The 20,937-nt window shown below is 74.5% G+C and carries 22 protein-coding genes; 10 read left to right on the forward strand and 12 right to left on the reverse strand.

Annotation, left to right across the window (positions count from 1 at the left end; translation table 11 throughout):
• Nucleotides 1-3: 3 nt before the first annotated feature.
• Genes HII36_RS27200 through HII36_RS27210 form a run of 3 tightly spaced genes read right to left on the reverse strand, consistent with a single transcriptional unit; the run spans nucleotide 4 to nucleotide 3,147 of the window.
• Complete coding sequence (locus HII36_RS27200; protein ID WP_173526093.1) at nucleotides 4-1,134, reverse strand: thiolase family protein; 1,131 nt, start codon at nucleotides 1,132-1,134, stop codon at nucleotides 4-6.
• A 1-nt stretch (nucleotide 1,135) separates the two neighbouring features.
• Nucleotides 1,136-2,533, reverse strand: coding sequence for an AMP-binding protein (locus tag HII36_RS27205; protein WP_173526094.1), 1,398 nt, complete (start codon nucleotides 2,531-2,533; stop codon nucleotides 1,136-1,138).
• Nucleotides 2,533-3,147, reverse strand: a complete 615-nt coding sequence (locus HII36_RS27210) for a biotin transporter BioY (protein ID WP_173526095.1) — start codon at nucleotides 3,145-3,147, stop codon at nucleotides 2,533-2,535. Before HII36_RS27210 ends, HII36_RS27205 begins: the two co-directional genes overlap by 1 nt.
• A 116-nt stretch (nucleotides 3,148-3,263) precedes the next feature.
• Here HII36_RS27210 and HII36_RS27215 point away from each other — a divergent pair, with 116 nt between their 5' ends.
• Nucleotides 3,264-3,773 carry a hypothetical protein gene (locus tag HII36_RS27215; RefSeq protein ID WP_173526096.1) on the forward strand — a complete coding sequence of 170 codons (510 nt, stop codon included), beginning with the start codon at nucleotides 3,264-3,266 and terminating at the stop codon, nucleotides 3,771-3,773.
• A gap of 386 nt (nucleotides 3,774-4,159) precedes the next feature.
• Nucleotides 4,160-5,158 (forward strand): TOMM precursor leader peptide-binding protein, encoded by a 999-nt coding sequence (locus HII36_RS27220; RefSeq protein ID WP_173526097.1) that lies wholly within the window; start codon nucleotides 4,160-4,162, stop codon nucleotides 5,156-5,158.
• Here HII36_RS27220 and HII36_RS27225 read toward each other — a convergent pair.
• A complete protein-coding gene (locus HII36_RS27225) occupies nucleotides 5,137-5,487 on the reverse strand; it encodes an ArsR/SmtB family transcription factor (RefSeq protein ID WP_173526098.1) in 351 nt (116 codons plus the stop codon). The genes HII36_RS27220 and HII36_RS27225 overlap by 22 nt on opposite strands.
• 81 nt (nucleotides 5,488-5,568) lie before the next feature.
• Between HII36_RS27225 and HII36_RS27230 the strand changes: the two genes are divergently transcribed.
• From HII36_RS27230 to HII36_RS27260, 7 genes are all read left to right on the forward strand, one after another.
• Nucleotides 5,569-6,642 (forward strand): flavin-containing monooxygenase, encoded by a 1,074-nt coding sequence (locus HII36_RS27230; protein ID WP_173526099.1) that lies wholly within the window; start codon nucleotides 5,569-5,571, stop codon nucleotides 6,640-6,642.
• A 114-nt stretch (nucleotides 6,643-6,756) separates the two neighbouring features.
• The gene (locus HII36_RS27235; RefSeq protein ID WP_173526100.1) at nucleotides 6,757-7,560 is read left to right on the forward strand and encodes an SGNH/GDSL hydrolase family protein; all 804 of its coding nucleotides are present in this window, start codon (nucleotides 6,757-6,759) and stop codon (nucleotides 7,558-7,560) included.
• Nucleotides 7,560-8,795 (forward strand): acyltransferase family protein, encoded by a 1,236-nt coding sequence (locus tag HII36_RS27240; protein ID WP_173526101.1) that lies wholly within the window; start codon nucleotides 7,560-7,562, stop codon nucleotides 8,793-8,795. Before HII36_RS27235 ends, HII36_RS27240 begins: the two co-directional genes overlap by 1 nt.
• A gap of 28 nt (nucleotides 8,796-8,823) precedes the next feature.
• Entirely contained in the window at nucleotides 8,824-9,345 is a 522-nt protein-coding gene (locus HII36_RS27245) for a GerMN domain-containing protein (RefSeq protein WP_173526102.1), read from the forward strand.
• Nucleotides 9,342-10,025: a response regulator gene (locus HII36_RS27250; protein ID WP_173526103.1), complete on the forward strand. Its 684-nt coding sequence runs from the start codon at nucleotides 9,342-9,344 to the stop codon at nucleotides 10,023-10,025. The genes HII36_RS27245 and HII36_RS27250 overlap by 4 nt, the downstream gene beginning before the upstream one ends.
• Nucleotides 10,022-11,467: a HAMP domain-containing sensor histidine kinase gene (locus tag HII36_RS58780; protein WP_328807913.1), complete on the forward strand. Its 1,446-nt coding sequence runs from the start codon at nucleotides 10,022-10,024 to the stop codon at nucleotides 11,465-11,467. Before HII36_RS27250 ends, HII36_RS58780 begins: the two co-directional genes overlap by 4 nt.
• Before the next feature lie 120 nt (nucleotides 11,468-11,587).
• A complete protein-coding gene (locus HII36_RS27260) occupies nucleotides 11,588-12,859 on the forward strand; it encodes a M14 family zinc carboxypeptidase (RefSeq protein WP_173526105.1) in 1,272 nt (423 codons plus the stop codon).
• A gap of 13 nt (nucleotides 12,860-12,872) precedes the next feature.
• Here the strand turns inward: HII36_RS27260 and HII36_RS27265 are convergent, their stop codons facing one another.
• From HII36_RS27265 to HII36_RS27280, 4 genes are all read right to left on the reverse strand, one after another.
• Nucleotides 12,873-14,120, reverse strand: a complete 1,248-nt coding sequence (locus tag HII36_RS27265) for an FAD-binding oxidoreductase (RefSeq protein WP_328807914.1) — start codon at nucleotides 14,118-14,120, stop codon at nucleotides 12,873-12,875.
• 71 nt (nucleotides 14,121-14,191) lie between these two features.
• The gene (locus HII36_RS27270) at nucleotides 14,192-14,638 is read right to left on the reverse strand and encodes a carboxymuconolactone decarboxylase family protein (protein WP_173526106.1); all 447 of its coding nucleotides are present in this window, start codon (nucleotides 14,636-14,638) and stop codon (nucleotides 14,192-14,194) included.
• Between the two features lie 79 nt (nucleotides 14,639-14,717).
• A complete protein-coding gene (locus HII36_RS27275; protein WP_173526107.1) occupies nucleotides 14,718-15,203 on the reverse strand; it encodes an RrF2 family transcriptional regulator in 486 nt (161 codons plus the stop codon).
• A 130-nt stretch (nucleotides 15,204-15,333) separates the two neighbouring features.
• Nucleotides 15,334-15,906 carry an NADPH-dependent F420 reductase gene (locus HII36_RS27280; protein WP_173526108.1) on the reverse strand — a complete coding sequence of 191 codons (573 nt, stop codon included), beginning with the start codon at nucleotides 15,904-15,906 and terminating at the stop codon, nucleotides 15,334-15,336.
• A 151-nt stretch (nucleotides 15,907-16,057) separates the two neighbouring features.
• Between HII36_RS27280 and HII36_RS27285 the strand changes: the two genes are divergently transcribed.
• A complete protein-coding gene (locus HII36_RS27285; RefSeq protein ID WP_173526109.1) occupies nucleotides 16,058-16,546 on the forward strand; it encodes a MarR family winged helix-turn-helix transcriptional regulator in 489 nt (162 codons plus the stop codon).
• Between the two features lie 66 nt (nucleotides 16,547-16,612).
• Here the strand turns inward: HII36_RS27285 and HII36_RS27290 are convergent, their stop codons facing one another.
• Genes HII36_RS27290 through HII36_RS27305 form a run of 4 tightly spaced genes read right to left on the reverse strand, consistent with a single transcriptional unit; the run spans nucleotide 16,613 to nucleotide 20,735 of the window.
• A complete protein-coding gene (locus HII36_RS27290) occupies nucleotides 16,613-17,380 on the reverse strand; it encodes a MerR family transcriptional regulator (protein ID WP_173526110.1) in 768 nt (255 codons plus the stop codon).
• A 57-nt stretch (nucleotides 17,381-17,437) separates the two neighbouring features.
• Nucleotides 17,438-18,226, reverse strand: coding sequence for an ABC transporter permease (locus HII36_RS27295; RefSeq protein WP_173526111.1), 789 nt, complete (start codon nucleotides 18,224-18,226; stop codon nucleotides 17,438-17,440).
• Entirely contained in the window at nucleotides 18,223-19,806 is a 1,584-nt protein-coding gene (locus tag HII36_RS27300; RefSeq protein ID WP_173526112.1) for an ABC transporter permease subunit, read from the reverse strand. The genes HII36_RS27295 and HII36_RS27300 overlap by 4 nt, the downstream gene beginning before the upstream one ends.
• Entirely contained in the window at nucleotides 19,803-20,735 is a 933-nt protein-coding gene (locus HII36_RS27305) for an ATP-binding cassette domain-containing protein (RefSeq protein WP_173526113.1), read from the reverse strand. The genes HII36_RS27300 and HII36_RS27305 overlap by 4 nt, the downstream gene beginning before the upstream one ends.
• Nucleotides 20,736-20,937 lie beyond the last annotated feature (202 nt).

A 20,937-nucleotide genomic window follows, 5' to 3' on the forward strand; every position in this document is an offset into this window, starting at 1 on the left:
CATTCAGACCACCTCGAACAACGCGGCCACGCCCAGCCCGCCGCCCACCGCCGCGGCGGCCAGGCCGAGCGTGCCCGGGGCCGCGCCGCCCCGGACGAGCCTGCTGAACAGCCGGGTCACCACCACCGCGCCGCTCGCGCCCCACGGGTGGCCGAGCGCGAGCGCGCCGCCGTCGGCGCAGACCCGGTCGGCGTCGGCGTCCAGCGGGTCGAGGCCGAGTGCGTCGGTGACGGCGAGCACCTGCGCCGCGAACGCCTCCACGATCTCCACCGCCGCCACCCGCTCCAGCGGGACCCCGGCCCGGTCGAGCACCCGGCGCACGGCGGGCACCGGACCCCAGCCGGGCAGCGCCGGGTCGCAGCCCACCACCACGCCGGACACCAGCCGCAGCCCCGCCCGTCCGGCCAGCAGCCGCTCGGGCACCAGGGCCACCGCGGCGGCGCCGTCGCTGATCGGCGAGGAGTTGCCCGCGGTGACCGTGCCCGAAGGCACGAACGCGGCCGGCAGCCTGGCCAGCGACTGCGGCCGCAGCGGACGTGGCCGCTGGTCGGCCGTGCGGCCGCCGATCTCGACGATCTCCTGCTCGAACCGGCCCGACTCGCGCGCGGCCACCGCCCTGGCGTGGCTGCGGCAGGCGTAGGCGTCCTGGCGTGACCTGCCGATCCCGCGGGCCGCGGCCAGCGCCTCGGCGGCCGGGCCCATGTCCGGGTCGGGATGTCCGGCGGGCGCGAAGGGCGCGCGGTCGTAGGGCGCGTGCGCGCCCCGGTGGGTGCGCGACGGCGCGGTGGACGCGCTCTCGGCGCCACCGGCGAGCACCAGGTCCGCCTCGCCGGCCCGCACCGCCTGCCCGGCCAGCAGGATCGCGGCCAGGCCGCTGCCGCACTGCCGGTCGACGGTCACGCCGGGCACCTCGGGCCCGAGCCCGGCGGCCAGCGCGGAGATTCTGGCCACGTTGCCGCCTGGGCCCATGCAGTTGCCCAGCAGCACGTCCTCGACCGGTGCGCCGCCGGCCTCACGCGCGACGGCGGCCAGCACCGGGGCGGCCAGCGCGTCGACGCTCACGTCCTTGAAGGCGTGGCCGGCGGTGCCGATCGGGGTGCGGCGGGCGGCCACGATCACGGGGGTGTCGCGCATGTCAGCTCAGCCGCCGCAGGGTCTGGCCGGGCTCGGCCAGCAGCGCCGCGACCTGGGCGCGGGCGGGCTTGCCCGACGGCGTGCGCGGCAGGCTCGCCGTCGCGTACCAGCGGCGGGGCCGCTGCGCCCGGTCGAGCCCGGCCCTGGCGGCCGACTCCAGCGCCGCCTTCGACGCCTCGCCCTCGATCACCGCGGTGACCACGGCGCCCAGGCTCGGATGCGGCGTGCCGACCACGACGGCCTCGCGCACTCCCGGCACCTTCCTGAGCACCTCCTCCACGTCCTCGGGCACGACGGTCGCGCCCCCGGTCTGCACCGCGCCGTCCCCCCGGCCGCGCACGCGCAGCGCCTGCCCGGCCAGGTACGGCCGCGCCAGGTCGCCCACGCTCATCCAGCCGTCGCCGTCGACGCGCAGCGGACCCGCCGAGCCGGTCAGATAGCCCTCGGCCAGCCAGGGCGAACGCGCCCACACCTCGCCCAGCGAATCGCCGGGCCTGGCCCTGACCTCGATCTCGACACCGGGAAACGGGCGCAGCCCGCCGCCGTCGGCGTCGACGGCCACGAAGGACAGTTCGGTCGCGCCATAGTAGGCCACCACGCCGACCCCGCAGGCCGCCGCCTGTTCCCGCAGGCCCGGGCCCAGCGCCGCGCCGCCGGCCAGCACCGTGCGCAGCGGGCCGTCGCCGCGGGCCGCCAGCAGCGTGCCGAGCCGGTGCGGGACGACGTGCGCCGCGCTCGCCGTACGCAACTGCCCGGCCAGCGCGGACGGCGACCAGCGCCCCGGCACGACGGCCGCGGCCCCGACGGCCAGGGCGTGCACGGCGGCGAACCCGTACAGCGAGGACGACAGAGGCCCGGGCACCAGCACCTCGTCCTCGGGCCCGATGCCGGTCAGCTCGCCCAGCGCGACGAACGAGCCGGTCCACGAGGCGCGGGTGCGCACGACGGCACGCGGCCGGCCGGTGCTGCCCGAGGTGAAACACGCCCACACCCGGTCACCGGGCGCCGCCCGCGCCCAGCGGGGCTCACCGTCCGCGGCCGACAGCGGGTCGCCGGTGGATTCGACCGGCAAGGGTTCGCCGACGTGCAGGTCGACGGTGAGCCCGGCGGTGACCTGCGCCCAGCGGCCGGCGTCCCAGGCGGGCTCGCCGACCAGCGGGAGCGCCCCGGCCAGGTCGCAGGCCAGCACCGCGACCAGCAGCTCGGCCGGGTCCGGCAGCCCGACCGTCACCAGCGCGCCCTTCAGCCCGCGCGCGCTCAGCTCGCCGTCGAGGCGCCGGGCCGCGCCGCGCACGCGCCGCGCCAGCTCGGCGTAGCTCACCTCGCCCGCCGGGCCGCGCAGGGCGAGCCGGTGCGGCCGCTCGGCGGCGTGCCGCAGCACGTCACGCGCCACCGGCATCAGCGCCCCCCGGCCCGCAGCTGCTGCCGGTGCACCGCGGGCACCGCGTCGGGATAGGCCCGCTGCACGCCCCTGGCGATGAACGCGGCCAGCACGGCCTTGGCCAGGTCACCGGGCAGGAAGACGGCGCTCTGCACGGCGGCGACGCCCAGCGGCACATCGGTGGCCAGCGCCACCACGGGCACGCCGAACAGGTAGATCACGCCGATGCCGCCGACCACGCCCGCCACCAGCAGCCGTACCAGGGAAGGCCGCTCACCGGCCCGGTCGGCGAGCCAGCCGATCACGGCCGCCCCGGCGATCCATCCGATGAGGTAGCCCGCCGACGGCATGGTGAACACACCCGCCCCGCCGCGCCCGCCGGCCAGCAGCGGCAACCCGGCCGCGACCAGCACCAGCAGCACGGACACCGACAGCGCGGCCCGCCACGCGCCCAGGATCAGCCCGGCCAGCATGACCCCGAACGTCTGCAGCGTGATCGGCACCGGACCGAACACGGTCAGCCCGGGAACCAGCCCGAGCACCGCGATCAACGCCGCGAACACCGCGACTCTGGCCAGGTCCGCGGTGGGGAACCGGCGCCGGCCTCCGGGCCGCTTCGCTTCATCACTCATGGGCACGATCCCACACCACGCCACCGGCGCGGGCTCATGGAGGTATCCCACAACTTTCCCGCCGATCATCTGAGAGAGCCCGATACCACCCGCCGGGGTCCGGGACAATCGTCGCCGTGGAGCACGAGCTGTGGAACGCCCTGCCCGCCGGGACCCGCGCCCAGGTCGACGCGCTCATCGCGCGTGAGCGCACGCTCAACGCGCTGATGGTGCTGCGCGCGGCCGACCCGCCGATCCCCCTCGCGCCCGGCCAGCGGCTGCTCGCCTGGCGGTGCGCCGAGCTGGGCCTGCACTTCGGCCCCCGGCCCAGCCCGCCGCTCGATCCCGCCAGGCTGACCGACCTGGCCGCGCGCATCGCCGACCTGGACGAGCCGCCGGTGGCCGTCGAGGCCGCATGGGACGGCGACACCTTCGGCTGGATGATCCACCTGTCGGTGATCACCGGCGACCCTGAGACCAGGCACGCGCTGGCCACCATCCGGCACGGGACCGACATGCGGGTGTTCAACGGCCAGGTGCCGCCCTGGCCGGAGGCCGAGGAGGCGAGCCGGGCCGGGCGGGAGCTGGCGGACCGGTTCGGCGTGCCGTTCAGGTTCGACAGCCCGGACGAACCGGATCTCCGATGAATCCATGCAGGATTCTTCTCGATCTAGGTATAGACATCGGTTCTTTGGGCAATTAATTTCCACCCGCAAGGTCGTTTTACCTCAATAGCCGCATATGCCTCAGCAATAGCGGCGACTCCACGAGGGGAGAGCGCGCATGGAGATCACGATCAGCCCGGTGGAGGAAGTAGAGCCAACGTGCGGTAACAGCAACAGCTGACGCCCGCCCGCGTGGGATCGGCGACGGGCCGCGTGGCCGGTCCCGCGTCGGCTCTCCCTCTCCTGGAGCTCACATTTTGTCGCGCGTTTTGGTGAACCCGGCGTTCCCCCTGTTCATTGACGACCAGCGCGAGCTCATTCGACTGGGCGACCTTCCCGAAACCGGAAAAATCCTGAAATCGGCTTCGGTGGCGTTACGTGAGCTCGTCCGGTGCTGCGCCCGCGACCCGATCGACCGCCGCGAACTGATCACCCTGGCCGCCCGCGCCGACGGCGTCACCGAGGCCGAGGCCGACGCCGCGATCACCACCCTGCTCACCGCCCGCATCCTGGTCGAGGAGGACGACGTCGCGCTGCTCACCGGCCGCGGCTCGTCCTCGCGCCAGGCGCTGTTCTTCTCCATGTTCCAGCCGGCCCCGCGGGCCGCCGCCATGATCGGCGAACTGGCCGGACGGACGGTGGCCGTGCTCGGCGTCGGCGGGATCGGCGGCTCGGTGGCCCTGCAACTGGCCACCGCCGGGGTCGGCCGGTTGCGCCTGGTCGACCACGACGACGTCGAGGAGTCGAACCTGCACCGCCAGTTCCTCTACACCGCCGCCGACGTCGGCGCGGCCAAGGTGACGGCGGCGGCGCGCAGCCTGGCCGAACACTCCCCCCGGGTGGACGTCGAATCCCGCGACCTGGCGCTGACCGGCCCCGCCGACGTCGCGGACGCCGTCGCCGGCGCCGACCTGGCCATCGCCACCGCCGACAGCCCGCAGCCGCACATCCGCCGCTGGATGAACGCCGGCTGCCTGGCCGCCGGGGTGCCGTTCCTGCCCGGCGGGTTCAGCCAGCACCTGGGCATCGCCGGCCCGCTCGTCGTGCCCGGCCGCTCGGCCTGCCTGGCCTGCCTGGAGGAGCACCTGCGGGCCGGCAACGACGGCAGGGACCTGCCCGACGTGCTCAACCAGGGCCGCACCGTCCCCGCGTTCGGGCCGCTGTGCTCGATCGTGGCCGGGATCCTGGCGACCGAGGCGGTCGGATTCCTGACCGGCGCCTTCCCGCCCGCGCTGCTCGACACGATGGTGTACTTCAACCTGCTGACGATGCAGACCGCGCGGCAGCCCGTCCCCAGGACGGCGGGGTGCCCGGCCTGCGGCCGACCCGGTGGCGGCGCCGGCGTTCAGCAGCAGAACTTCACGTAGTCCTGCAGATCGCCGAGGACGCGGGCGACACTGTCGCGATCAGCCCGGTACAGCACTTCCTTGCCGTCGCGGCGGGAGACGACGATGCCGCCGCGGCGCAGCAGGGCGAGTTGCTGCGAGGCGGTGGACTGGCTGACGCCGGCGCGTTCGGCGACCTGGTTGACCGACAGCTCGGCGCCTCGGGCGAACAGCAGCATGATCTGCTGGCGGCCCGGGTTGGCCAGGGCCTTGAGGAAGTCCTGGGCGGCCTGCGGCAACTGCGGCGCGCACGTCGTCGCATCCGCCGTCGCGTTCGTCGTGGTCGCTGACGGTGTCGTGGTCTCGGCCATGCCTGCTCCCCTCCTCTCCGGGCACTCTATCCCTCATACCGAGATATTGACATATTAGAAAATGACGGTACGTTCTGCGGCATGTCCACCGACCACGACCGCGTCCTGATCGTCGGGGCCGGGCAGTCCGGCCTGGCCGCCGCGCACGCAGCTCTGGAGCAGGGGCTGCGGCCGGTGCTGCGGGAGGCCTCCGGCCGGGCGGCCGGATCCTGGCCGCGCTACTACGACAGCCTCGCCCTGTTCTCGCCCGCCCGCTACAGCGGCCTGCCCGGCCTGCCCTTCGACGGCGATCCCGAGCGCTACCCGCGCCGCGACGAGGTGGCCGCCTACCTGGAGCGCTACGCCGCCGTCCTGACCGGGCGCGGCGCGGAGCTGCGCACCGGCGCTCGCGTCGAACGCGTCCGCCCCGCCGGCGGGAGCGGCTTCGTGGCGCGCCTGGCCGACGGGGAGGAACTGACCGTCCCCGCGCTCATCGCGGCCACCGGCTCCTTCGGCCGCCCGCACCTGCCTGCCCTGCCCGGCCTGGACACCTTCACCGGCCCGGTGCTGCACGCCGCCGGCTACCGCTCGCCGGCCTCGCTGCCCGGCGAGCACGTCCTCGTGGTCGGGACGGGCAACTCGGCCGTCCAGATCGCGTACGAGCTGGCCGCCGAACGCCGGGTGACGCTGGCCGGCCGCACCCCGATCCGCTTCGTCGAGCAGCGCCCGCTGGGCCGTGACCTGCACTTCTGGTTCCGCGTGACCGGGTTCGACCGGCTGCCGCTGGCCCGCGCGGACGCTCCGCCCGCCTCGCCGGTGCTCGACGACGGCCGCTACCGCCGGGCGCTGCGCGCGGGCCGCTACACCCGCAGGGCGATGTTCACCAGGCTCGACGGCGATCACGCGATCTGGCCCGACGGCCGGCGCGAGCGCGTCGACGCGGTGCTGCTGGCCACCGGCTACCGGCCGGACCTGCCCTACCTCGCCGGCCTGGGCGCGCTGACCCCCGGCGGGCACCCGCGCCAGCGCCGCGGCCTGTCACGCACGCACGCCGGCCTGGGCTACCTGGGCCTGGAGTGGCAGCGCACCCCCGCGTCCAACAGCCTGCGCGGGGTCGGCGCCGACGCCCGCCACGTCGTCGCCGCGCTCGCCCGCCACCTGCGCACGGTCCGCTGACCCGCCCGCGCGTGAGGATCGCTGCAGGCGGCTGTGTGATGGCTGATCCAGCATCATGTGATGAAACGATGACAACGCGGCTGACGTCCGGATTCGTCTGGTTGCCTACCGATCATGCGATCCACCAGCCACTTTCCGGCCTCCCCGTTCCCTCGCCGATCCACCGGGATGCTCATGGCCGTCGCGGCCGTCGCGGCGCTGACCGCCTGCGGCGCGTCCGCCGCCACGCCCGCCACACCCGCCTCCCGGGCCGGGTCCGGTGAGCGGGCCGCGACCGGCGTCAGGGTGTTGTGGATGGGCGACTCCATCGCGGGCACCCAGGCCCCGGCGCTGGAGGCCGCGCTGACCGCCGCCGGCGCCCGGTTCAAGGACGCCACCTCCGACGGCGGCGGCACCGTCGTCGCCGGGGATCACCCGGTGACCGTCATGGCGGCCAAGGACTCCTGGAAGAGACTGAAGGACGACCTCCGCTCCTTCCGTCCGACCGTGATCGCGTACCAGATCACCACCTACGACTGGGGAACGCCCGGCGAGCAGCTGGCCGCCTACCGCAGGCTGACGCGGACGGCGAAGGACGCCGGCGCCAGGCTCGTCCTGGTGACGGCCCCGCCGTTCAAGCTGGACGAGTTCTACCTCCCCCACGAGAAGGCGATCGAGAACGCGCCCGGGATGGCGGCCAAGGCGGCCGGCGCGGGCTTCCTCGACGCCGCCGAGCTGTGGGGCCGCGACCACACCGCGGACCAGGCCAAACGCGCCAAGGACGGCATCCACTCCTGCCAGCAGGGCTCGGCGGCCTTCGCCACCTGGTTCACCGCCAGGCTCGGCAGGCTGGCCGGCTTCACCCCGGCCGACCCCGGGACGTGGGCCACCGGGTCGTGGACCGCCGACGAGCGATTCGTCAAACTCGGCTGCGGCTGATGGTCACCGCCTCGCGCCGCGCGCACATCGGCGCGCTCGACGGGCTGCGCGGGCTCGCCGTCGCCGCGGTCCTGCTGTTCCACGCCGGGTACGCGCCCGGCGGGTTCCTCGGCGTCGACCTGTTCTTCGCCCTGTCCGGCTTCCTGATCACCGGGCTGCTGCTGGCCGAGCTCGACCGGCGCGGCCGGGTGGACCTGGCCGCGTTCTGGGGGCGCAGGGCCCGCAGGCTGCTGCCCGCGCTGGCCGTCATGGTCACCGCGACGCTGCTGCTGGCCTGGGCGTTCGCCGGCCCTGACGTGCTGTCCGCGGCCCTGCGCGACGCGCCGTGGGTCGCCGCCCAGAGCGTGAACTGGCATTTCATCGCCGAACGGATCGGCTACTGGAACGCCTCAGGCACCCGGCTGTTCGCCCACCTGTGGAGCATCGGCGTGGAGTGGCAGTTCTACCTGCTCTGGCCCCTGGCGGTGGCGCTGGCCGGGCGAGGCCGCGGCGGGCAGCGCCGGGTCGCGCTCATCGCGATCGCCGGCGCGTCCGTCTCGCTGTGGCTCATGGTCAGGCTCGGGACGGGCGTCGACACCACCCGCGCCTACGAGGGCACCGACACCCGGGCGAGCGCCCTGCTGCTCGGCGCCGCGGCGGCCACCGCACCCGTCAGGGACGCCGTGGCCCGCCTGCCCGCCAGGGCCGTGGACGCGATCTGCCTGCCGCTGCTGGCCGGGCTGCTCACGTCCTGGGCGCTGACCGGCGGCGAGCAGGCCCCCGGCCTGTTCCATGGCGGGATGTTCGCGCACTCGCTGGCGAGCGCCGCGCTGATCGCGCTGCTGGCCCACGCCCCGCACGGCCTGGCGGGCCGGGCCGTCGGCGGCGTCGTGCCGCGCCGGCTGGGCGAGCTGTCCTACAGCCTCTACCTGTGGCACTGGCCGATCTTCCTGCTGCTGCCGCGCCCGGTGACCGGCTCGCCCGCCTGGGCCTGGACGGTCACCGCGGTCGGCCTGTCACTGCTGGCCGCGATAGTGTCGAAGGCCGCCGTCGAGGACCCGGTACGCCTGGGGCGCGTGCGCTGGGCCACCGGCGGCCGCGGCTGGGTGGCGCTGGCCGTGGCCGGCGGGCTCGCGGCGGGGCTGTGGGCGGCGATACCACGGCCGCAACCCGGCGCCGGCACGGTCGACGTGCGCGAGCTGCATCGCCTCCAGTCGGATCACCGCACCGTCGGCGACGGTCACGGCCGCCGGTAACATCGCGCCGAAGAGGAGGAGCGAACCCATGCGGAAGGCGCTGTGCCGCCTGGCGACCGTCGTGGTCGTGGCGGCGCTGGCGGGCTGCGGCATCACCGACACCGACGCGCTGCCTGCCGGGCAGCCGGTCCAGGGCGGCCTGACCGCGAGCAGCGACCGGCTGCTGCGGGTGTACTTCGTCACCCAGGAAGGCACCTGGCCGGTCTCGCGCCCGGCCCCCGCCGGGAACCGGCTGCGGCAGGCGATGGCCGCGTTGCTGGCCGGCCCCACGGCCGACGAGCGGGCTCGGGGGCTGATCACCCGGCTGCCCGCCGCGCCGGGCCCGGTCGAGGCCACGACGGCCGGCGGCCGGGTGCGGCTGCGCCTGCCCTGGCAGGTGCGCAACCTGCGGTCGGTCGCGGTGAGCCAGCTGGTGTGCACGGCCGCCGCCGCGGCCGCCGTCGCCGATCCCGTGGTCGAGGTCTTCGAACCCGACGTGGACTGGCCGTGGCCGGTCAGGTGCGACACGGACGGAACGGCCGTACCGGCGGATCGGGGAGGCTCCTCATGACCCGCGTGCTCCTGATCGAGGACGACCCCGCCGTGCGCCGGGGGGTGAGCGTCGGCCTGCGCCACCGGGGCCACGAGACCATCCTGGTCGGCACCGGCGAGGAAGGGCTGGCCGAGCTTGTCGCAGGCGCCCCGGAGATCGTGCTGCTCGACCTGATGCTGCCCGGCATGAGCGGGCTGGAGACCTGCCGCCGCATCCGGGCCTTCAGCCAGGTGCCGATCGTGATCCTGTCGGCGCGCGACGACGACGTGGACGTGGTCGTCGGGCTGGAGGCCGGCGCGGACGACTACGTGATCAAACCGGCCAGCAGCGAGGTCATCGAGGCACGCATGCGGGCGGTGCTGCGCCGTACCAGCCCGCCCGAAGGCGCCGGCCAGGCCCGCACGGTCCACGGTGACCTGCTGGTCGACCGGGTCGCCCTGCGGGTGCTCAAGCACGGCGCCGAACTCGCGCTCGCGCCGACCGAGCTGAAGCTGCTGCTGTTCCTGTCGGCCGCGCCCGAGCAGACCTTCAGCCGCCAGCAGCTGCTGGAACAGGTGTGGGAGCACACCTTCCACGGCGACTACCGGCTGGTCGACGCGTGCGTGATGCGGCTGCGGGCCAGGATCGAGGACGAGCCGCGCAGCCCGCGCTACATCCAGACCGTCCGCGGCTTCGGTTACCGCTTCGGGCCGTTGTGATCCGCCCGTTCGCGGCCCGCGGCCTGCGGGCTCAGCTCGTGCTGGTGTTCCTGCTGGTCTCCGTGCTGAGCGCGCTGATCGTGGCCGCCGTCACCTTCCGCCAGGGGCGTACCGCGATCGTGGCGCGGGCGCAGGCCGACGCCCTGCAGGACCTGCGCGCCCTGCTCGTCTCGCGCGCCCCCGACCTGCCCGCCGACCCCAGCGAGAAGGACCTGCGCACGCTGGCGCTGCAGCTGGACCGCGCGGCGGGCGCCCGGGCCTGGCGCACCGCGCTGTCCTACCGCGGCGGGCCGCTCGTCGCCGCCACCGCCGAGCGGCCGCCCCTGCCCGCGCGGCTGCCCGGCCAGGCGGCCGGCTCGGCCACCGCGCTGGCCCAGCGCTTCCACCTCGGTCCGACGCCCTGGCTGGCCGTGGCGCTCCCGGTCAGCGCCGCCTCCCGCCCGCACGAGCCCGCGCCGCTGGTCGTCTACGCCTCCTTCTCGCTGGCCTCACAGCAGCGGGACGTCGACACGCTGGCGGACGCCGCCCGCGCCGGAGCCCTGCCCGTCGTGCTGGTCGCCATCGTCCCCGCCCTGCTGGCCGCGCGCCGGCTGCTCAGGCCGGTACGCCGGCTGCGCGCGGCCGCCGAGCGGATGGCCGGCGGCGACCTGGACACCCGCGTGAACGTCACCGGCACCGACGAGCTGGCCGACCTCGGCCACACCTTCAACACGATGGCGGCCAGGCTCCAGTCCGACGCGGCCACGCTGCTCGACATGGAGGCGCGGGCCCGCCGGTTCGCCGCCGACGTCTCGCACGAGCTGCGCACCCCGCTGGCGGCCATGTCCGCGGTGACCGAGGTGCTCGACGCCGACGCCGCCTCCGGCCGTCTCGCCCCGCTCACCGCCGAGGCGCTGCACCTGGTCTCCGACGAGACCCGCAAGCTCACCCGGCTGGTCGAGGACCTGATCGAGGTGTCGCGCTTCGACGCCGGCGTCGCCGTCCCGCACCTCGACGAGGTCGATGTGGGCGAGCTCGTCGGCAAGACGCTCGCGCTGCGGCACTGGCGCGAACGGGTCCGCACCGACGTGCCCGCCGGGTTGCGCGCCCGCCTCGACCCGCGCCGGGTCGACGTCGTCCTGGCCAACCTCGTCGGCAACGCGCTGCGGCACGGCGGGGCGGCGGTGTCGGTGCTCGTCAAGGTGCGGGCCGACGCCGACCGGATCGTCGTCACCGTCTCCGACGACGGGCCCGGCATCCCCGCCGACCTGCTGCCCCGCGTCTTCGACCGCTTCACCAAGGGCGACGCCGCCCGCACCCGTACCGAGGGCAGCGGACTGGGCCTGGCCATCGCGGCCGAGAACGCCCGGCTGCACGGCGGCACGCTCACCGCGGCCGCCGCCCCCGGCGGCGGGGCCGTCCTGACGCTCACCCTGCCGCGGCGGCTGACCGGCCCGGCGTGACGACCGGGTGCCGCTGCATCAGGACCTGACCGGCGCCAGGCGATCCCGGGAGTCGGACGTGGCGGGACGGCCGCGGCTTTGAGATGCTTCCTCATGCGCGCAATTCCGACCGTTGACGACGTGTCTGGGGGTTTACGCGAGCTCTGTCGCCGTCACCCCGCTCTGTGCTCCATCAGGCCGATCGGCCGTTCCCGGGCGGGGGAACCGCTCGACCTCGTCTCGATCGGCGGCGACGGCGGTGGCGGTGGCGGTGGTGCGCGCGGGCACGCGCTCGTCGTCGGCGGCCCGCACGCCAACGAGCCGGCCGGGCTGCTGACCGTGTTGCGCCTGGCCACGCTGCTGTGCGCGGACCCGGCCAGGCGGGCCGGGCTGACCTGGCACTTCATCGGCTGCCTCGACCCCGACGGCGCCCGGCTGAACGAGGGCTGGTACGGCGGCCCGTACACCGTCGCACACCACCACCGCCACTTCTACCGGCCCGCCATGGGCCGGCAGCCGGAGTGGACGTTCCCCATCGAGACCGGGCCGCGCCGCTTCGACCGGCCGCTGCCCGAGACCCTGGCGCTGCGCCGGGTGATCGACGAACTGCGCCCGGTCTTCATGTGCTCGCTGCACAACGCCGACTTCGGCGGAGCGTACTTCCAGGTCAGCAGGCGGGTGCCGGGCCTGGCCGCGGAGCTGGCCGCGATCGCCGAGAGCCACGGCGTGCCGCTGGACCTGGCGCCCATCGACACCGTCGGCTACGCCTCGGCCGGGCCGGGGGTGTCGCTGCTGCCGTCGGCCGACAGGATCGACTTCGCCGAGACGGCGGAACAGGCAGGCGCGCCCCGCCCGTACGGGGCGTCGAGCTGGCAGTACGCCGACCGCTACGGCACCTTCACGCTCATCGCGGAGGTGCCGCTGTGGGTCAGCCCCGGCTGCGACGACCGCTCACCGGCCGGGCTGACCCGCGGCCAGCTGGTGAAGTCGGCCGCGGTGCGGCTGCGCGAGGAGATCGAGCCGCTGGCCTGGCTGCGGGCCGAGACCAGGACCAGATGCGTGGCCGACACCCCGTTCCACGCGGCCGTCGACGACACCCTGGCCGTCTCGCGGCTGCTGGTCGCCTCGCTGGAACTGGGGGTCGACCAGCGCGAACCGGTCTCGCGGGCGGAGGCGGGCGGCATCAACGACACCGTGCGCAGGATGCCGCTGCGGGCGGCGGCCATGTTCGCCCGGCTGCTGGCCGCCGAGCCGGAGCTGGCCACGGCCAGGGCCGAGGTGGGCGGGCGGCTGCGGCGGCTGTGCGCGGCGGCCCAGGCGGAGGTGGTGCAGCTGGAGGACCCGATCGGGCGCATCACCGCGATCCAGACCCACGCCGTGCTCACCGCCGCCCGCCGCTGCCTGGACCGGTGACCCGACGCGGGGGTCACAGCGGGAAGTTGGCGCGGAACACGTGGTCGGGGTCGTAGGCGAGCTTCGTCTTGTGCAGCCTGATCAGGCTCTCCTCGTCGAAGGCCGCGGCGGCGCCCTCCCCCGGAGCCAGGAAGGTGTACGGCTTGCGGCCGCTGACCGGCAGCGACTCGGCCAGCTCACGCTGCCGTCGCCGTACGGGCTCGGCCGGCGGCAGGCCGAACAGGTACAGCGCGTACGGCTCGGCGATCCGCCCGGCGGCGCTCGCGGTGCCCGGTCGGGCCAGCGCGCCGCCCAGGTGCCGGATCTGCACGCTGAGCAGCGGCTCGATGGGCGCCGCCAGCAGCGACTCGGCAGGCAGCGCGGTGAGCAGTTCGCCGCGCGAGACGCCCGCGCCGGGCTCGGTCGGCTCGGCGGTGATGGCGCCCAGGTCGGCCGGGGACATCGGGCCGCGCGAGTCGGAGATGACGCCGCCCACGTCCTCCAGCGGGCGCAGCAGCGCGGCGGCCCGCTCGGGCGTGCCCAGGAAGGTCACGTCCACCGCCACCATCGGCGGCGCGCCGGGGAAGTGCAGCAGGTCGAGCCAGAGCGTCAGCTCGTCCGGCGCGGTGGCGGTGATCCGCTGGAAGGCCTCGACGACCCGCGCGGCACGCTCCCCCGGCCACAGCACGCGCCCGCCGTACAGGGCGGGGGCCGGGTGCAGGTCGAACTCCACGGCCGTGACCAGGGCGAAGTTCCCGCCGCCGCCGCGCAGCGCCCAGAACAGGTCCGGGTCGGACGCGGCCGTCACCGTCCTGGCCACGCCTTCGGCGTCGACGATGTCGAAGCTCCTGACGCTGTCGCAGGCCAGGCCGTGCCGGCGGCTGAACCACGACAGTCCGCCGCCGAGGGTGTAGCCGACCACGCTGACCACCGGCGAACTGCCGGCCAGGCCGGTCAGCCCGTACGGCGCGGCGGCCTTGAGCACCTCGCCCCACTGCACGCCGGCGCCGACGCGGACGGTGCGGGCATCAGGGTCGAGGTCGATCCGGTCCAGCCTGGACGTCCGCAGCAGGACGGCGTTCTCGACGTCGCCGCTGGCCCCGTGGCCACCGGCCTGGACGGCGACCGAGAGCCCGCGGACCCGGGCCTGGCGGACCACGGCCGCGGCCTCCTGCGCGTCGGCCGGGACGGCGACGGCGGCGGGCCGCTGGTCGACGGCCCGGTTCCAGGGCAGGCGGGCCTGCTCGAAGCCGTCGTCGCCGGGGGTGAGCAGAAGATTCACGATGTTCTCCAGAGGGAAGCGGCCAAACCTGGATAGGAAATGTCCAGGTTTGGCCGAGAAGAAAGGGGCGGTCAGGCGCCGGCTTGGCGGCGGGTGGTGACGTTGAGCCGGTTCCAGGCGTTGATCGCGGCGATCGCCATCAGCAGCCCGGCCAGCTCCTGCTCGCCGAAGTGGTCGGCGGCGGCGTCCCAGACGGCGTCCGGTACCCCGTCCGGGTTGTCGGACAGGCGGGTGGCGGCCTCGGCGAGCGCGAGCGCGGCGCGCTCCTCGTCGGTGTAGTACGGGGACTCACGCCAGGCGGCCACCGACCACAGCCGCTCGTCGCTCTCCCCCGCCCGCTTGGCGTCGCGAGCGTGCATGTCGACACAGAAGCCGCACCCGTTGATCTGGCTGACACGCAGCCTGACCAGCTCCAGCGTGCTCTGCGGCACGCCGCTGCCCGCCACCGACTCCTCCAGTGCCAGCAGGGCCTGGTAGCTGCCGGAGGCCAGCTTGTAGAGGTTCTGCATCCTGGTCATCTTTTCGCCTCTTTCTGGATAGGAAATAGCAAGGATTATTCGGTGAAACGGCGCGCCCTCGCCTGCCGAGGGCGCGTGCTCAGGGACGGACGTTGGCGAAGCCGTTCCTCGTGGTCTCGGGGACGTGCGGGAAACGCCGCTCGACCGTCGCCTTGAGGTCGGCCAGCGTGCGGCCGGCCAGCTCCCTGCGCCAGGCCAGCTCGGCCGAGCGCATGGACTGCGAGATCACGCAGTGGGCGCGATAGTCGACATCCGGACGGCCGCCGGGGCCTTGCGCGAGGATCTGCTCGCACTTGAAGGCGTCTTCCGGGCCCTCGATGGCGGTCACCACGTCGAGCAGCGTGATCTCCTCCGGGCTGCGGGCCAGCCTGAACCCGCCGCGGGGACCCGACGTGGACGTCAGGATGCCCGCCCTGGCCAGGGCCTGCAGCTGCTTGTTGAGGTATGCGGCGGGCAGGTCGTAGAAGGCCGCCAGCTTGCCGGCCGTCACCGCCTCCCCCGGGGTCGCCCAGGAGAGGTTGAGGCAGCTGTGCAGCGCCCATTCCACGCCCTCGTTCATCCGCATATCCTGGATATTACATGTCCAGTATAGGAGCCGCAACCCGTGAGCCCGGCCGGTGCAACGGGGGCGTGAGACGAGATCCGCTCGTACGGGATGGCCGCCGGGCGGAATCTCGCCGTCCGCGTCGGGATCGTCAGGCCCGTGCCAGGGTGAAGCCGATGCCCGGGCCCATCCCTCGCCCGTAGGCGAGCTGGATCAGCAGTTCCACGGCCGGCTCCAGGTAGCGGGCGTTGGCCAGCGGGCCGGCGTCCACGGCGTCGAAGCCGAGTTGTGTGCCCAGCTCCAGCACGGTCTTCTTGGCGGCCTCGTCGTCGGAGGCCACCGGCAGGAACAGGCCGGCGGTGTCCAGGGTGGCGGCGAACACGGTGTTGAAGGCCTTGACCACCCGGGCGCCGGGCAGCGTGGCGGCGACCTGCTCACCGGCCGAGGTGGTGTGCCCGACGGTCAGCGACATGAAGTCGGCCGCCAGCGGGTTGGTGACGTCGATCACGACCTTGTCTCGCAGGGCGGTCTTGATCTCGGCGTCGAGCTGGGCGACGGCGGGGAACGGCACGGCCAGCACGGTGACGTCCGCCTCCGCGACCTGCGCCGCGACCTGGTCCGCGGCGGTGGCGGAGTTCGCCGTGGTGACCGTGTGCCCGGCCGTGGCGAGACGGCGCGCGAGGGCGGAGCCGACGTTGCCCTCGCCGATGATGCTGATCTTCATGGGTGGCCTTTCCGAGATGGGAGGCGCGTCTTCCGAGAGGTGAGGCGCGCCGATGGCACGACACGAAATGCGTCGAATTCGACGCATTTGTGCAACGAGGCTGATCGTAGAGTTGCGTCGAATTCGACGCAACTCCGGTAGGCTCCCCCACATGAGCGAACCGCGGTGGTTGACCGAGACGCAGATGCGCGCCTGGACCGGCTTCCTGGAAACCTCCGGCCTGATCCAGCGCCACGTCGAACGCCAGCTTCGAGACGCCGGCCTCACCATGGTCCAGTACGAGATCCTGCACTGGGCCAACGAGTGCGCCCCCCGACGCCGGTGCATCACCGAGCTCGCCGACCTGATGATCACCTCGCGCAGCGGCCTGAGCTACCAGGTGGCCCAGCTGGAGAAGGCCGGCCTGCTACGCCGCGAAACCGATGCCGACGACGAACGCAGGGCCATGGTCGTCATCACCGAGGACGGCCGGCGACTCCTCGAGAAGACCGCGCCCGGACACGTGGCAGCGGTCCGCGACGGCCTGATCGACCTCCTGACCGACGAGCAGGTCGCCCAGCTCGCCGACATCATGGACGGCGTGCGCACCCGGCTGCGTCCCCGGGTGCTGTCGACCGGCTCCCGCAGAAGGGCCACCTGATCGGCACGCTGTGTCACCGGATCCCGTTCGGCCTCCGCCGAGCTCGACCCGCACCGCCACGGGCCCTCAACCGCCGGTCTGCGCCGCGATCAGCCGGACCGCCTGGCGGATGACCTCGGCCTGGGCCGGGGCCAGTTCGTCCAGGAAGGGCTCGACGGCGGCCGGATCCCAGCCGTGGTCGTGCGGCCCGCCCTCGGCGATCAGGTGCTCGCGGCTGTAGTCGGCCAGTTCCCTGGCCAGCGGGCCGATCCTGGGATCGTCCCGGCCGGCGTCGGTCAGCTCGTCGAGCCTGCGGTAGAAGGCGTGGCCGCGAGCGGCGATCTCGGGGTCGGCGGCCAGGCCGGCGAACATGGCCGAGGCCCGTTCGCGGTCCGGCGCGGTGGCCATGCTGTCCATCAGCACCAGCAGGTCGCGGTCCCACTCGGCGGCCTTGGACGTGGGCACCTCGACCTGGCGCAGGAAGGCCAGCAGCTCGGGCGAGGCGGTGTCGTCCGGGCCGAGCGCGCCCGACTCGGCCTGGCTGAGCAGTTCGGCCAGGCGCGCCCGCCTGAGCTTGATCTCGTGTTCCTGCCTGGCCAGGTCGGCGTCGATCTCCACCAGGATGTCGGCCAGGTCCCTGTCGCGGTCCTCGGCGATCACGTCGCGGGCCTCGCTCAGGCTCAGGCCCAGCTCCACCAGGCGGCGCACCCGGGCCAGGGCGATGGCGTCGCGCATGCCGTACTCGCGGTAGCCGTTGGCCAGGCGGGGCGGCTCGGGGAGCACACCCTGGCGGTGGTAGTGGCGTACGGTCCTGGTGGACACGCCGACCAGGGCGGCGAGCTCTCCGATGCGCATGCCACCAGTTAAGACCGTCACCGCCGCGGCCGCGCGACCGGGGCGAGCCCGGTCACGTCAGGCGTCGCGGCGGTTCAGCGCCAGCCACCCGGCCAGCAGCGCCGCGCCGGCCCACCCGGCCGTGACGCCCAGGCCCGCCCACGGGGCCAGCGGCAGCTCGGTGAGCTGGGCGGTGGACTGCACCGTCAGCCCGGCGTTCATCGGGGAGAACCGCGACAACCGCCGCTGCCACTCCTCGTCGCCGACGATCAGCATGAGCACCGGCAGGATGTACAGCAGGCCGAGCACCGCGCCCACGGCCGCGGCGGAATCGCGCACGACCGCCGCCACGCCCAGGCTGAGCAGGCCGATTAACACGAGATACAGCACCGAGCCGACGGCGGCGCGGACGATCGAGCCGTCCGCGGGCGACAGCGGCGGGAACCCGTGCGCGGGCGTGAACCCGTTGCCGGGCAGCAGCGACCGCCCGGCCAGCAGCGAGCCGAGCACGGCCGGGGCGCCCGCGGCCACGGTCAGCCCGCAGACCAGGACGGCCTTGGCGGCCAGCACCCGGCCCCGGCGCGGCATCGCGGCCAGGGTCACGCGCATCAGGCCGGTGCCGTACTCGGCGGAGAGCACCGACACCGCCAGCAGCGCCACCGCCACCTGGCCGACGGCCACGCCGCTGAGGCTGAGCTTGGCGACGTCCTGCAGGCAGCCGGTGCGCGGGCAAGGCAGTTGGGCGGTGGTGTAGTGGCTGACGGCGGCGCTCAGCGACACGGTCAGCACCACGATCGCCACCAGCAGCCAGGCCGGGCCGGGAGTGGTGCGCAGCTTCGTCCACTCGGCGCGCAGTTCGTGTCTCACGCGTCACCCCGGCGCAGCCGGGCGACGGCCAGCGCGAGCGCCAGCGCCGCGTACCCGCACAGGACGGCGAAGCCCGCCCACGGCGCCAGCGGATAGTAGCCCGCCACCGGCGCGTAGTGCGCGATCACCTGCGCGTACTCGGGCACGCTCTGCTGGATCGCGAACCCGGCCGCGGGAGTGACCCGCAACAGCCACCGCGACAGCCCCTCGGGCAGCAGCGACGCGGTCGCCAGCAGGTTGGGCACCACGATCAGCGCGGTGGCCGTGATCACCGCCGGCGCGCCGCGCCTGAACAGCGCACCCAGCGCCATCGCCAGCACGGCCGCCACCGCGAGCAGCAACGCCGTCCCGGCCACCACCCGCACCTGCGTGAGCGGATCGACCGGGGCGACGACGTTGCCGTTGGACTCCAGGATCCGCCGCGCCGGCGGCACCACGGCGGCGCAGGCCGCCAGCGCGGCCACGAACGTGACCGTGAAGAGCACCGCCGCCTTGGCCACCAGCACCCGGCCGCGCCGCGGGCTGGCCGCCAGCGTGATGCGGATCAGCCCGCGCCGGTACTCGGCGGTGACGAACATGACCGCCACCACGATCACCGCGATCAGCGCGATCCACGACCCGGTGAGCGAGCGTTCCACGGGCGCGCCGCCCTCGCCGCCGGCCGGCGCCAGGTCGCCGTTGCCGGTGATGGTGAACGTGTCGCCGGAGCGCACGAGGCTGCCCGGGTGGTGCAGGCCGCCGGGGCCGTCGCCCTTGGTCACGCCGATGTCAGCGGTCCGCCACTCCCCCGGCGAGACCTGGCCGCGCACGTCGACCCGGTCGAAGACGGCGGTGGTCTCGGTGAAGCGCATCTGGGAGACGCTGCCCGCGACGACGTCCGGCTTGATGGTCAGATCGCCGGGCGAGTTGGCGAACATCCCGGCCTGGACGGTGGCCGGCAGCCCAGGCAGGCGCGCGACGCCGACCTTCGACCAGGTGACCCCGTCAGCGGACTCGTGACCGGTGAGCGTGTCGCCCTGCCGGGTCAGCCGCAGCCAGCGCGGCGCCTGCGGTGTCACCGGGCCCGGGCGTCCCGCGACGTCCTCGGTGTAGTCGTGCTGCATGCGCACCCCGTGATCGGCCGTGGCCAGCACCGCCGCGTACGGCGAGCCCGGCCGGAGGTCGCGCCTGACGATCAGCCCGGCCTTGGCCCAGGGCACCAGACCCGGGACGATCTTGTCGTGGTCGGGCGGCGGATAGGTGATGATGCCCGACATCGAGGTGACCCGCGCGGTGATCGAGCCGTCGCCGGTCAGCGCCTTGTGCACGAAGTACAGCTTGTCGCGCACCGGCCCGCCGCCCGGGCCGACCGGCGGGACCGGGCAGGCCACCTCCTTGGTGCCCTCGGAGCAGCTGCTGCGGCTGCCGGAGGCGTACAGCAGGCCGATCAGCACGATGAGCAGCGCGGCCACGGCGATCGTGATCGGCTGGCCGCGCAGCGTGCGGAACTTGGTCCACTCGGCCCGCAGCAGCGCGCCGAAGCCGTCGCGGCCCGGCGGCGCGACGGGACGGTAGGGGGCGCGGGTGTCCTGCGCGGTCATCGCGCCGCCTCCCCCGCCACGGCCGCGCGGTGCTCGACCGCGTCCCTGGTGAGCTCCATGTACGCCTCTTCCAGCGTCGCCCGATGCGCGCTCACCTCGGAGAACGGCACCCCTTCCCGGCCGAGCAGCGCGACGACCCGCTCGGCGGCCAGCCCGGAGACGGTGAGCGTGTCACGGTCGGTTACCGCCACCGTGGCGCCTGCGCCGGCCAGGGCCGACATCGCGGCCGGCCGGTCGGAGGTGCGCAGCGTGACCCGGCCGTCGGAGGCCGCCGCGATCAGGTCGTCGACGCCGGTGTCGGCCACCACGCGGCCCCGGCCCACCACGACGAGATGGCCCGCGGTGTCCTGCAGCTCGCTCATCAGGTGGCTGGACACCAGCACCGCGCGCCCCTGCGCGGCCAGCCCCCGCAGGAAGCCGCGCATCCAGACGATGCCTTCCGGGTCGAGGCCGTTGAACGGCTCGTCCAGCATGAGCACGGGCGGGTCGCCGAGCAGCGCCGCGGCGATGCCGAGCCGCTGCCGCATGCCCAGCGAGTAGCCGCCGGCCTTGCGCCGCGCCGCCGGGCCCAGCCCGACCAGCTCGGCCACCTCGTCGACCCGGCGGGCCGGCAGACCTTGCGAGTGGGCCAGCCAGAGCAGGTGGTCGCGGCCCCTGCGGCCCGGCTGCGGCGCGCCGGCGTCGAGCAGCGCGCCGACGTGGGTCAGCGGGCGGGCCAGGCTCCGGTACGGCTTCCCGCCGACCAGCGCCCGGCCCTCGTCCGGCAGATCCAGGCCGAGCACCACGCGCATGGTGGTGGACTTGCCCGCGCCGTTGGGCCCGACGAAACCGGTGACCTTGCCGGGGCTGACCGTGAACGACATCCCGTCTAAAGCGGTGACCTGGCCGAACCGTTTACGCAGCCCGGCAACCTCGATGGTGGCTTCCATGCCGGGCAGACTAGGCGGCGGGGCGCGGCGCGGTCGTCCCGCCTCAGAGCCATCTTGACGATCGCTGCGATCGGGGACGGGACGTCCCTCATGAGAGGGATGCCAGCGGCGGCGGGCAGCGGCCACAATGGCGGGCACGATGACAAGCACGACCACAGGCACAGGCACGACCACAGGCACGGCGACGGGCGCGGGGCGGGCG

Source organism: Nonomuraea antri, from assembly GCF_013283785.1.
In the GTDB taxonomy this organism is placed as follows: Bacteria; Actinomycetota; Actinomycetes; order Streptosporangiales; family Streptosporangiaceae; genus Nonomuraea; species Nonomuraea antri.